Origin of the sequence: Actinosynnema pretiosum (assembly GCF_002354875.1) — a bacterium.
Taxonomy (GTDB): Bacteria; Actinomycetota; Actinomycetes; order Mycobacteriales; family Pseudonocardiaceae; genus Actinosynnema; species Actinosynnema auranticum.
In genome coordinates this window covers 2,798,638-2,810,404 of the sequence record NZ_CP023445.1, presented here as the reverse complement: position 1 = coordinate 2,810,404, position 11,767 = coordinate 2,798,638, and the positions used below count along the sequence as shown (strand labels likewise).

Annotated in this window: 9 protein-coding genes; 6 read left to right on the top strand and 3 right to left on the bottom strand. The window is 74.2% G+C overall.

Going from position 1 to position 11,767, the window contains the following annotated elements:
* Positions 1 to 110 precede the first annotated feature (110 nt).
* Positions 111 to 1,889 (bottom strand): non-ribosomal peptide synthetase, encoded by a 1,779-nt coding sequence (locus CNX65_RS12630; protein WP_096492958.1) that lies wholly within the window; start codon positions 1,887 to 1,889, stop codon positions 111 to 113.
* 357 nt (positions 1,890 to 2,246) lie between these two features.
* On the opposite strand from CNX65_RS12630, the gene CNX65_RS12625 reads away from it, so the two are divergent.
* Complete coding sequence (locus CNX65_RS12625) at positions 2,247 to 3,350, top strand: cytochrome P450 family protein (RefSeq protein ID WP_096492957.1); 1,104 nt, start codon at positions 2,247 to 2,249, stop codon at positions 3,348 to 3,350.
* 46 nt (positions 3,351 to 3,396) lie between these two features.
* Here the strand turns inward: CNX65_RS12625 and CNX65_RS12620 are convergent, their stop codons facing one another.
* Entirely contained in the window at positions 3,397 to 4,056 is a 660-nt protein-coding gene (locus CNX65_RS12620; protein ID WP_096492956.1) for a GNAT family N-acetyltransferase, read from the bottom strand.
* A gap of 103 nt (positions 4,057 to 4,159) precedes the next feature.
* On the opposite strand from CNX65_RS12620, the gene CNX65_RS12615 reads away from it, so the two are divergent.
* The gene (locus CNX65_RS12615; RefSeq protein WP_157767615.1) at positions 4,160 to 4,582 is read left to right on the top strand and encodes a hypothetical protein; all 423 of its coding nucleotides are present in this window, start codon (positions 4,160 to 4,162) and stop codon (positions 4,580 to 4,582) included.
* Between the two features lie 41 nt (positions 4,583 to 4,623).
* Here the strand turns inward: CNX65_RS12615 and CNX65_RS12610 are convergent, their stop codons facing one another.
* Entirely contained in the window at positions 4,624 to 6,162 is a 1,539-nt protein-coding gene (locus CNX65_RS12610) for an MFS transporter (RefSeq protein WP_096492954.1), read from the bottom strand.
* A gap of 790 nt (positions 6,163 to 6,952) precedes the next feature.
* On the opposite strand from CNX65_RS12610, the gene CNX65_RS12605 reads away from it, so the two are divergent.
* Genes CNX65_RS12605 through CNX65_RS12590 form a run of 4 tightly spaced genes read left to right on the top strand, consistent with a single transcriptional unit; the run spans position 6,953 to position 11,718 of the window.
* The gene (locus tag CNX65_RS12605) at positions 6,953 to 8,131 is read left to right on the top strand and encodes a serine/threonine-protein kinase (RefSeq protein ID WP_157767613.1); all 1,179 of its coding nucleotides are present in this window, start codon (positions 6,953 to 6,955) and stop codon (positions 8,129 to 8,131) included.
* Positions 8,132 to 8,155: 24 nt separating this feature from the next.
* Entirely contained in the window at positions 8,156 to 8,935 is a 780-nt protein-coding gene (locus CNX65_RS12600; RefSeq protein WP_096492952.1) for an FHA domain-containing protein, read from the top strand.
* A gap of 3 nt (positions 8,936 to 8,938) precedes the next feature.
* Positions 8,939 to 10,111 carry a hypothetical protein gene (locus CNX65_RS12595; RefSeq protein ID WP_096492951.1) on the top strand — a complete coding sequence of 391 codons (1,173 nt, stop codon included), beginning with the start codon at positions 8,939 to 8,941 and terminating at the stop codon, positions 10,109 to 10,111.
* A 26-nt stretch (positions 10,112 to 10,137) separates the two neighbouring features.
* Complete coding sequence (locus CNX65_RS12590) at positions 10,138 to 11,718, top strand: substrate-binding domain-containing protein (RefSeq protein ID WP_232519802.1); 1,581 nt, start codon at positions 10,138 to 10,140, stop codon at positions 11,716 to 11,718.
* Positions 11,719 to 11,767 lie beyond the last annotated feature (49 nt).

The window sequence follows — 11,767 nt, the reverse complement described above, 5'->3', positions numbered from 1 at the left end:
CACCCTCCGTGCACGCCGACGGGCGCGCGGACCGGACACCCCGGCCGCGCGCCCACGCCTTTCAGCGGCCCCGCCCGACCCACCTCAGGCAGCCCCCCTCAAGCACCCCCTCAGGCGTTCCCCTCCCGCTCCGGCACCCGCCCCCGCCGCGACCCCGACCCCGAAGGCGGGGTCCGCTGCTGCGGGACGGGGGTGGTCACCCTGTTCGCCAGGAGGCGGACCGTGCGCGCCTCCACCAGCTCCGCCGCCGACAGCCGCACCCCCCACCGCGCCGCGACCTCGTCCCGCAGCCGCAGCAGGTCCACCGAGGTCCCGCCCAGCGCGGCGAAGTCGTCCACCGCACCCACGAGGTCCACGTCCAGCAGCACCGACCACAGCGCCGCCAGCTCTCGCTCCACCTGCCCCCGCGGCGCGACGTAGTCGTGGCCCAACAAGGGCCGGGAGCGGTCCGGGGCGGGGAGGGCGGCGTGGTCGACCTTGCCGTGGGCGGTCAGCGGCAGGCGGTGCACGGGCACGAACACGGACGGCACCAGGTGTTCCGGCAGGGTCTCCTTGAGGAACGCCCGCAGCTCCGGCACCGGCACCGCCCAGTCGGTCTCCAGGTGCGCCAGCATCCCGCCGCGCCCGTCCGCCGTCACCACCGCCCCGGTGATCATCGGGTGCCTGCACAGCGCCGCCTCGACCTCGCCCGGCTCCACCCGGTGCCCGCGCACGTTGAGCTGCCGGTCGATCCGCCCGATGAACTCCAGGTCCCCGCTGGGCAGCAGCCGCGCCAGGTCGCCGGTGCGGTACAGCAGCGCGCCCGGCCGGTCGGAGTGCGGGTCGGTCAGGAAGCTCTCGTCGGTCTGCTCCGGCCGGTTCACGTACCCGCGCCCCACCCCCGCCCCGCCGATCAGCACCTCGCCGACCTCGCCGGGCGCGGCGGTGGCCCCGTCCTCGCGGCGCAGCAGCACGGTCACCCCGCGCAGCGGGCGCCCGATGGTGGGCCGCTCGCCGGGCGCGCACTCGCCGAGCGTCGCGCACACCGTGGTCTCGGTCGGCCCGTACGCGTTGACCAGCCGCACCCGCCCCGCCCACCGGTCCACGAGCGCCTGCGTGACGGGCTCGCCGCCGGACACCAGGGTCCGCAGGTGCGGCAGCCCGCCGGTGGGCAGCGAAGCGAGCAGCGACGGCGCCGCCGACAGGTGCGTGACGCGCAGCTTGCGCAGCACCCGCGCCAGCTCGACCCCCGCCAGCACGGCGCCACCCGGCGGCAGGCACAGCACCCCGCCGGACAGCAGGCTCATCGCCAGCTCCCACACCCACGCGTCGAAGGTGGGCCGGGCGAACTGGAGCACGCGCGCCCCGTCCAGGTCGCCGAAGTGCTCCGCGACGGCCAGCGCCAGGTTCACCACGCCCTCGTGCCCGATGGCGACGCCCTTGGGCGAGCCGGTCGACCCGGAGGTGTACAGCACGTACGCGAGCGGCCCCGGCACGTCGGCGGGCTCGGCCGCGACGCCGGGCCGGTCCACGCGCAGCACCCTCGGCCCCCGGATCGGCGGCGACGGCTCGTGGTCGGCGATCACCAGCGGCGCGGACGTGTCGGTCAGCGCGATCCGGGCGCGGGCGCGCGGCTGCGCGGGCGGCAGGGGCACGTGCGCGGCCCCGGCCCGCCACACCGCCAGCACCGACACCACGAACTCGTACCCGCCGCCGACCAGCAGCCCGACCACGTCGCCGGGGTGGACGCCCGAGGCGGCGATCCGGGTGGCGAGCGCGTCCGCGTGCCTGCGCAGCGCGCCGTAGGTGACGACCTCGGCGCCGTCGTCGACGGCGGGCCGCGACGGGTCGTCCTCGGCCCAGCGGGCGAAGAGCTCGTAGCCGGTCAGGGGCGCTCCCGGCGCGTTCACGAGGCTTCCAACCGGTCGGCTGCCACCATTTACGGCACTCCCATCCGAAGGACCTCGCGGGCATTCCGGTGGGCGCGCGGGAAAGCACCCGAGCGGCGCCGACCGGGCGCGTTCCCGGACGGGCGGTCCCCCGGTCCGCTGACCCGAACGCCCTGCTCCCGCTTAGTACCCCGCCCCTCGGGGCGCAGCAACCGAAAGCCACCCGGTCGAGTGGAATGCACGGGCTAACCGGTCGGGGTGTTGAGGCCCGCGGGCGCCCCAACCGACAATCCCTTGAGACCGCACGAGCGGTGTTCCCCGCGCTCGACCCCATCGCGCCGCCGGTCAGGCGGAGAAGCCCGCGAGCGGAGGCAGCCCATGCCCGCAGCCCCGACCCTGCCGCACCCGTCCGGCCCGCCGGTCCGCCTGGGACCGCCCGGCGAGCGCTCCGGCCTGACGTCGGTGAGCGTGCCGTTCGGCGCCGAGGCGTGGCTGGTGACGCGGCGCGAGGACATCAGCGCGCTGCAGGACGACCACCGGTTCACCAGCGCGGCCGAGAGCAGGCCGCCGCTGCTGCCGGGCCGGGCCGTGCCGCCCGCCCGCGAGCGCGGCGACGGGGACCGGGCGCGGCTGCGCAGGGTGCTGGCCGACTGCCAGGTCCCGGCGGGCCCCGACCTGGCCGCGCTGCGCCCGAGGCTGCTGGGCATCGCGGACACCCTCCTGGACGGCGTGCTGGACGCGGGCGGCCCCGCGGACCTGGTGGAGCGCTTCACCGCGCCGCTGAGCGCGGAGGCGACCTGCGAGCTCGTGGGCGTCCCGTACGCGGACCGCGCGGTGTTCCTGGACTGGTTCACCGCGTTCGCGGTGGGCGGCGACACCGGCCGCTCCCGCGAGCTGGTCACCGCGTACACGGACCGCCTGGTGGCCGAGCGCAGGGCGCGCCCGCGCGCGGACCTGGTGACGGCCCTGGTGCGCGCGGAGCCGGAGCTGACCAGGGGCGAGCTGCTGGAGGCGGTCGGCGGCGTGCTGCTGGCGGGCGACGGGGTGGCGACGCAGCTGGCGAACTGCGCGTACGTGCTGCTGGCGCACCCGGAGCACGCGCGCCTGCTGCGCGAGGAGCCGGAACTGCTGCCGCTGGCCGCGCAGGAGCTGCTGCGCCGCGTGCCGTTCCCGCCGGGCGCCGCGTGCGCCCGCTACGCCACCGAGGACGTGGAGCTGGGTGGCGCCCTGATCCGCGCGGGCGACGCGGTGGTGTCCGCGTCCGCGCCGGGCGCGGACGCCCTGGACTTCCGCCGCGAGGCGGGCCCCGCCCCGACCCGGCACCACTGCCTGGGCCCCGGCGTCGTGGCCGAACTCCTCGAGGTGGCCCTGACCGCCCTGCTGCACCGCGTGCCGACCGTGCGCCTGGCGGCGGAGGAGGTGCTGGACTGGCGCCGCGACCTGCTGGTGCGCCGAGTGGTGCGCCTGCCGGTGACCTGGTGACCGGATGACCGCCCGCACCGCAGGCCGCACCCCCTCCCCCCGGCGCTCAGCTCTGCGGGCTGCGCCCACGACTGCGCGGAATGCGCCCCTCGACCCCGTCCACCACCGGGTCCCGCCACAACCCGTGCAACCGCAACCCGCCCGCCACCGGCTGAGTCCACAGCACGTCGAACCCGTGCACCCGGTAGAACGGCAGCACCTCGTCACCCGCGGTCCACAGGTAGGCGGGCGTGCCCCCCTCGTCGCACCACCGCAGCCCCGGCTCCAGCACCACCGAGGCCAGCCCGCTGCGGCGCCGGTGCGGCACAGTGGCCAGCGCCCGCAACCGGTGGTGCGGCAGGTCGGGCTCACGCTCCTCGGCCAACGCCACGGCCCGCTCGTACCGCGCGGCCCCGAACGGCCCGATCTGGTCGGCCACCCACCGCGCGGTCTCCAACTCCTCAACGGGCTCGGGCCGGTAGTCGGCGTGCGTCCACACGGCGGCGGCCGACCGGCACGGCGTCAACCAGGCCCGGACCGCGGGCAGCGGCGGCTCGGTCAACCAGTCCGCGACCACGGCCCCGAACTTGAGCTCCAGCACCTCCCGCCGCCGCTCACCGTCGGGCTCGTAGTGCTCGGCCAGCGGGCTGTCGTGCAACGCCTCCGCGAGCACCGCCCCCAACTCCCCCGCGTCCAGCCCGGTCGCCTCCACCGTGGTCCCGATCACCGGGCACCCCCTTCCCCGCGAGCGGCCCCTCGCGACCGGATCACCCGCGCCCACCGGGACGCGGAAGCGCCCACCAGTGTCCATTGAGGACGGAGATTCCGCCATGCCGAGACGAGTGCACCTGGTCGAGCTGGACGAGTGCGCCGAACCGGCCGACCAGCGGTCGGTCCCGGCGTTCGAGTTCCACCGGAACGACCGCTCGGCCCTCCTGACCACCCTCGACGCCCCGTTCGCGGTGGCGCTGGCGGCGGACGGCACGGAGGTGGAACTGGCCCGCGAGGTGAAGCGCCTGTTCCCCCGCTGCCACGTGGTGGTGGGCGGCGAAGCCGAGCAGGCCCTGGTGGACGCCCCGTGGGTGGACGTCCTGGTCCACGGCCACACCGCGCGCAGGGTCCCCGCCGTGCTGCGCGCCCTGGCACGGGGCTGCGGCCTGGGCGAGGTGCCGGGAATCAGCTTCTGGGCGGACACGGGCTGGGAGCGCACGGTCGTGACCACGGTGATGCCAACCCCGCGCGTGGGCGGCTAGCCGAACGTGGGGGGCGGCCCCGGCCGCCCCCCACCCCGCGCTCACCCCAGGTGCACCGCGGGCGCGCTCTCGACGCCGGTCCGCAGCGCGGTCCCCTTGCCGATCAGCGTGAAGGCCACCGCGGCAGCGACGCACAGCAGCACGGCGGCAGTGGCGAACACCGCCGAGTACCCCGACACCACCCGCTCGACGACCACGGGCCCCTCGGCCCGAGCCACCACGCCCGAGTAGATGGCCGTCACCACCGCGAGCCCCACCGACCCACCGACCTGGTTGGCGGCGGTGGCGGTGGCCGCGGCGGCCCCGGCGTCCCGAGCCTCCACCCCGAGCAGCGCGAGGTTCTGCAGCGGCACGAACGTGAACCCCATGCCCGCCCCGAACAGCACCAGTCCGGGCAGCACCTGCGCCCAGTACCCGCCGTCAGCCGTGATCAGCCCCAGGTACCCCACCCCGCAGGCCGCGAGCACCGGCCCGAGCACGAGCTGGGCCCGAGGCCCGACCCGCTCCAGCATCCGGGTGGCGAACGGCACGGTGAGCGTGATGCTCGCGGTGATCGGCAACGTGCCGAGCCCGGCGAGCAGCGGGGAGAGCCCCAGCACCCCCTGCAGGTGGAACGTCAGGTACAGCATCGCCCCGATCATCACCGCCCCCGTGATCCCCTGGACGAGGAACGCCGCGACCCGAACCCGGTCGGCGAACACCCGCAGCGGCAGCAGCGGATGCGCGGACCGCGCCTCCACGACCACGAACGCCCCCAGCAGCAGCACCCCGAGCACCACGAACCCCAAGGCGGAGGCGGACACCAGGGACTCCTCCGCGAGCGTGAGCCCGTACACGAGCGCCCCGAGCCCCCCGCTGACGGCGACCGCCCCGAGCACGTCGTACCGCCGATCCCCGTCAGCGCGCGACTCGGAGAGCAGCAGCCCGCCGGCGACCACCCCGACCACCACGAACGGCACGTTCACCAGCAGGCACCACCGCCACGACAGGTACTCGGTCAGCACACCCCCGAGCAGCAGCCCGATGGCCGCCCCAGCACCGGAAATCCCGCCGAAGACGGCGAAGGCGACGTTGCGCTCACGTCCGGAGGGAAACGTGACGGTGACGATCGCCAGGGCCGCAGGCGCCATCAACGCGGCGGCAACCCCCTGCAACCCCCGAGCCGCGAGCAGCTCGGCGCCACTCCCGGCAACCCCACCCCACACCGACACCACGCCGAACAGCGCAAGCCCAAGCAAAAAGGCCCGCCGCCGCCCCCAGAAGTCCGCGATCCGCCCACCGAGCAACAACAAGGCCCCAAAGGCAAGCGCATAGGCCGTAACCACCCACTGCCGCGCGCTGTCCGACATGCCGAGCTCAACCTGAGCACTGGGAAGCGCGACGTTGACGATGGTCCCGTCAAGGACGACCAGCAACTGCGTCAGGGAAACAACCGCGAGAACCCACCAGTTCCTCCTGCCCTCAGGCAGACGAAGAACAGGGCTGAACCGAGCAAGAATGGAGTGCCTCCACCGCGAACACGCCCGAGGTTTCCAGCCCCGACCGGGCAGCAAGCACCCCGACCACCCCCGGCAACGCACCGGTCAGACACCCAAGCCTAACAAACCAAACCGACCCTCAACACCACCAGGCGCACAGCCCACCAGGCGCACCGCCCAGCAGACGCACCGCCCCGGTAGGCACGCCCACCCGCAAGCCGCAAGCCGACCGCACTAACGACCCACTCACTCGACCGCTTCGCGGGCTGCGGGGCGAGCGCAGCGAGCCCGCAGCCGCCCCATCCCGCGTCCCTCTTTCCCGTTTGGCCTGGCGAAGCCCGAGCACGCTCGTCAAGATGCCGCCGCACCGCCCGGAAGACCGCCCGAGTCATACGGCGTCTTGACGAGCGTGCTTGCCTGAAAGGAGGCCACACGGGAAAGAGGGACCCGGACCACCGCAGGGGTACAACCGGACCACAAGACCAACGGTCACCGGCCGGCAGAGCCCGTCCCCCTCTTTTTTGGAGGTCTGCCCCGCCGGCGAGGCGTGCTTGTGGCTCTTCAGCTTGTGATCTTGAAAAAGCGCCGGGGCCCACCGCCTCTGCCCCAGGCGATGGACCCCGACCGAGGGTGGTCTTGGGGAACACCTGCACAGACTGAAATCGCCCCACCCGCTGAGCCATTAGCCGCAACACCACTACACCACTCGGACGAGTAACCACCCCCACTCCCTCACCTCCCCACCCCGCCACCACCCCACCCCCACAAAATGCACTCTGACCAGCACGTTCCCCCAACCCATCCCACCCCGTTCCCCGGAGTTAACCCCACGTTCGAGTCCCCCTTCTAGGTTCCGTCGGTGGCAATCGGTGATGATCTGGACAGATACCGGTTGATCCGCTTGCTCGGCCGAGGCGGCATGGGCGAGGTGCACGTCGCCGAGGACACCTCGCGGGACGACCGCAAGGTCGCCATCAAGCTGCTCCCGACCGACGTCCTGCGCGATCCCGAGCTGGAAGAGCGGTTCCGCCGCGAGTGCGCGCTAGCCGCGCGCATCGACCACCCCAACGTCCTCCCGGTCTACGACTACTCCGTGGGCGCCCGCCCGTACATCGTGATGCGCTACGTGGAGGGCACCGACCTGGCGACCGAGGTCGCACGCGGCCCGCTCTCCCCGGAACGCGCGGTCAGCGTGGTCGAGCAGGTCGCCGCCGCCCTGGACGCCGCGCACCGCAAGTCCCTGCGCCACCGCGACGTGAAGCCGTCGAACGTGCTCCTGGAGCAGGGCGCCCGCCGGGGCACCGACCACGCCTGGCTGTTCGACTGGGGCATCGCCCAACCGATCACCGCCCCACCGATCACCCGCCTGGGCCAGGTCGTCGGCACCCCGCACTACATCGCCCCCGAACGCCTGGAGACCTCAGCCTCGGACCACCGCGCAGACGTTTACTCCCTCGCCGTGGTCCTGTACGAGTGCCTCGCGGGCCGCAGACCGTTCGACGGCGACGAGGTCCAGGTCCTGATGGGACACCTGAAGGGCGAGGTCCCCCCGCTCCCACCCCACCTGCCGCACGCGATGCAGGAGGTCGTGGAACGCGGCCTGGCCAAGCACCCCGCGGACCGCTACCAGTCAGCCGGGGAACTGGCCGCAGCCGCGCACGACGCCCTGACCGCAGAACTCCCCGCACCCGAACTCCCGCCCCCTGCCCAGAACCACCCGGAAGCCCCGGAGCCAGCCGCCGCACCCCTCGTCCCCACCCCTCCCGACCTCCCCCACCCCCGCTCTCACCCCCGGTCCCCCTGGACCGCGCCCGTCGTGACCGGCGTCCTGGCAGGCGGTGTGAGCCTCGTGGCGACCCCGTTCTTCCTGGCCCCACCGCTCTGGTCCCACCCGGCCCTGGCCGTGGCGGTCGCACTGCTGACCTACGCCGTGACCGGCAACCCCCCACACCCCACCGCCACCCAGCCCCAGCCCCAGCCCCAGCCCCAGCCCGCGAACGACAAAGGCCCGAACCCCGGTGACGAGACCAAAGACGTCGGCTCGGGAGGGTTCCCGAGCCCACGCCCCTAGCGTGGCCGACGTGGAGCGCGCGACGTGGTGATGCACTTCCTGGAACCCCGAACCCCGAGCCTGCTGCGCCGGGAACCCCTGGTCGCAGGCGCCCCGGCGCCACGCGGCACCCTCTTCGCCCTCGGCGAGGACGGCGGCTACGCCGCGACCCCGTCCCCCGGCGCCCTGCTCCTCCTCGGCCGCAACAGCCCGGACGTGCACGTGACCGTAGGCTCGGGCGACTGGCACGTCAGCCGCGAGCACGCGGCCCTGCGCCGCGACGGCGACGGCTGGCTGGTGCGCAACAGCGGCAGGCTCCCGATCGGCCTCCCCGGCCGCTCACCCCTGCTGAGCGGCCACGAGACCGCGCTGGCCCCCGGCTACACCCCGCTGCACATCAGGGGTTCCCGCCTGCACCTGGTGGAACTGCTGGTCAGCACCGGCGGCCCACCCGCCGGAGCGGTCCGCCCGGACACCGGGACCCGCGACCTGGTGTGGCCGCTGACCGACCGGGAGCGCCTGGTGCTGGTCGCGCTGTTCCAGCTCGCGCTGCTGGGCGCCCCGGACGCCCGCCCGCTGTCCTGGAACGAGACCCGCGACGCGCTCGCCGCCGTGCCGGGCCAGCCCGGCTGGACCGACCGCAAAGCCGAGCACGTGGTGGACGTGGTGCGACGGCGGCTGGCCGCCTCGGGTGTGCCGGGGGTGACCGCCGACTCGGCGCCACCGGACGCGATCAAGACCAACCTGCTGCGGGTGCTGCTGGAGACCGCGACCCTGGTCCCACCCGACCTGCGGCTGCTGGACACCGGGATCGGGGGCGGGTGAAGCGTGGGCAGCAACAACAACAGCAACAGCAGCAACAGCGGCGCGGCGGGCCGGGTGGCGGCGCTGGTCGTCGGGGTGGCGATCATCGTCGTGCTGGCGGTGGTCGTCGTCGGGCGGAACGGCGGTGGCGTCCCGGCGAGGGGCGGGAACGGCGCCGCGGGCGGCGCGGACTGCGCGGCGGACGCCGTGCGGGTCAAGGGGCTGATCGGCTCCGAGAAGAAGCCCTACTTCGACGACCCCGACGTGCGGGACCGCTTGCGCTGCCTCGGTTTCGAGGTGACGGCGAACCCGGCCGGGTCGCGCGAGGACATGCTGGTGCAGCTGGAGCAGGACCCGGAGCACGCGTTCGCGTTCCCGTCCAGCACCGCGACCGCCGAGAAGATCAAATCCGAGACCGGGGCCAGGACCGGGATCGCGCTGTTCTCCTCGCCGATGGTCGTCGCGACGCACCGACCGCTGGTGGAGGTGCTCACCCGCGCCGGGATCGTGCGGCAGGACGGCGGCGGCGAGCCGCTGGTGGACGTCGAGGCGCTGCTCGGCGCGGCCCGCGACGGCCTCAAGTGGAACCAGCTCCCAGGGAACCCGAGCGGTCCCAACAAGGTCGTGTCGCTGAGCACGACCGACCCGAAGGACTCCAACTCGGCGATCATGATGCTGTCGATCGCCTCGCACGCGGCGAACGGCGGCGCGGTGGTGACCAGCGACGCGGAGATCGCGCGGGTCATGCCGGACCTGTGCTCGATGGTGCTCCAGCAGGGCCAGCAGTCGGCGACCAGCGAGGTGCTGTTCAACGACTACCTGCGCGACCCGCAGGGCGGGCGGATCCAGCTGGGCCTGGTGTACGAGGCCCAGTTCCGCTCGACCAAGCCCGCGCCCGCGCTGCCCGAGGACGCCGTGGCGCTGTTCCCGAACCCGACGGTGTACTCGCGGCACACGTTCATCCCGCTGGAGGGCGAGGACGACGCCCGACGGCTCGGGGAGGCGCTGGCCGGTGACGACCGGTTGATCGAGCTGGCCGCGGCGCACGGGTTCCGGCCGGAGCGGGCGTCGGCGCAGCCGAGCGGGGCTCCCGAGGCGCCGAGGTTCGTGGTGGAGGCGCCGTCGGCGGGGGTGTTGGAGCGGATGCTCGACGGGTTGGCGGAGATCCAGCGGAGCGGCAGGGGGTGCGGGCGGTGAGGGTGCGGTCGACTCGAAAAGCGGTGGTGTCGGCAGTGCTGGTGCTCGTCGCGCTGGCGGGCTGCACGGTCGAGCAGGCCGAACCCGAGGGCGAGCCCTCGCTGCGCGGTGTCCCGACGACGTTGCGGGTGCTGGCGGGCAGCGAGCTGGCCGACATGGCGCCGGTGCTGGAGGAGGCCGAGCGCGCCACCGGGGTGAAGGTCGAGTTCACCTTCACCGGCACGCTCGACGGGGCGCAGAAGGTCGCCGAGGGCAAGGCCGACGGGGCGCACGACGCGGTGTGGTTCTCGTCCACCAAGTACCTGCGGAGCCTGCCCGAGGCGCGCGGCAGGCTCGGGGCCGAGGTGCAGGTGATGTCGTCGCCGGTGGTGCTCGGGCTCCGGCAGTCGGCCGCGCGCGAGCTGGGGTGGGCGGACGGGAACGTTACGTGGGGCGGGATCGCCGAGGCCGCGGGGGCCGGGCGGTTCACGTTCGCGATGACCGACCCCGCCGCGTCGAACACCGGGTTCTCGGCGCTGGTCGCGGTGGCGACGGCGCTGGACGGGAGCGGGCGGGCGCTGGACACCGGGGCGATCGCGCGGGTCGCCGGGCCGGTGTCGGGGCTGTTCACCGGGCACCGGATCACGGCCGGGTCGTCGGACTGGTTGGCGGACGCGTTCGTGAAGCGGGCCAGGGGGGAGGACGCGGGCGGGCCGGTCGACGGGCTGATCACGTACGAGGCGTCGTTGTCGTCGCTGAACTCCGGCGGGGAGCTGCCCGAGCCGCTGGTGCCGCTGTACCCGAGCGACGGGGTGGTGAGCGCGGACTACCCGCTGGCGGTGCTGTCGGGGGCGGACGAGCGGGCGCGCGACGCGCACCGGCGGCTCGCGGAGCACCTGGTGCGGGCGGAGGTGCAGCGGGAGATCGTGGCCAGGACCGGGCGGCGGCCCGCCGTGGCCGGGCTGGACCTGCCCCGCGGGGCGCGGTCGGGGTTGGTGGAGATCCCGTTCCCGGACAGTCAGGCTGTGGTGGGGGCGTTGCTGGACGCGTACTACGACGAGCTGCGGCGGCCTTCGCGGACGGTGTACGTGCTGGACGTGTCCGGGTCCATGGAGGGGGAACGGATGGCGCAGCTGAAGCGGGCGCTGAGCCGGTTGACCGGGTCCGACGAGTCGTTGACGGGGCAGTACTGCCGGTTCCGGAGCCGGGAGGAGGTGGTGCTGCTGCCGTTCAACCAGGCGCCGCTCCCGGCGCAGGAGTTCAGCGTGGACGTGGGGGCGCCTCGGGAGACGTTGGAGCGGATCCGGGGGGCGGTCGAGGGGCTGGTCGCCGGGGGTGACACGGCGGTGTACGACAGCTTGGAGCGGGCGTACGGGGTGGTGGGGAGCTCGCCGGGGCGGTTCACGAGCGTGGTGCTGATGACCGACGGGGAGAACCGGCTGGGGCGGACGTTCGCGGAGTACCGGGAGTTCGCTCGGGGGAAGGCGGTTCCGGTGTTCCCGATCGTGTTCGGCGAGGCTTCTCGGGCGGAGATGGGGGAGATCGCGGAGATCACGGGTGGGGCGGTGTGGGACGCGAACTCGGAGTCGTTGGAGCGGGCGTTCTGCCAGATCCGGGGGTATCAGTGAGGTGATCTTGGGGGGGGTGAGGTGGGGTGGGGGTGAGGTGGGGGATGAG

What these genes read in the sequence shown, in the direction of transcription:
- CNX65_RS12615 (WP_157767615.1), top strand. Translation starts at nt 4,160, where the DNA reads ATGCCGAGACGAGTGCACCTGGTCGAGCTGGACGAGTGCGCCGAACCG.
- CNX65_RS12625 (WP_096492957.1), top strand. Translation starts at nt 2,247, where the DNA reads ATGCCCGCAGCCCCGACCCTGCCGCACCCGTCCGGCCCGCCGGTCCGC.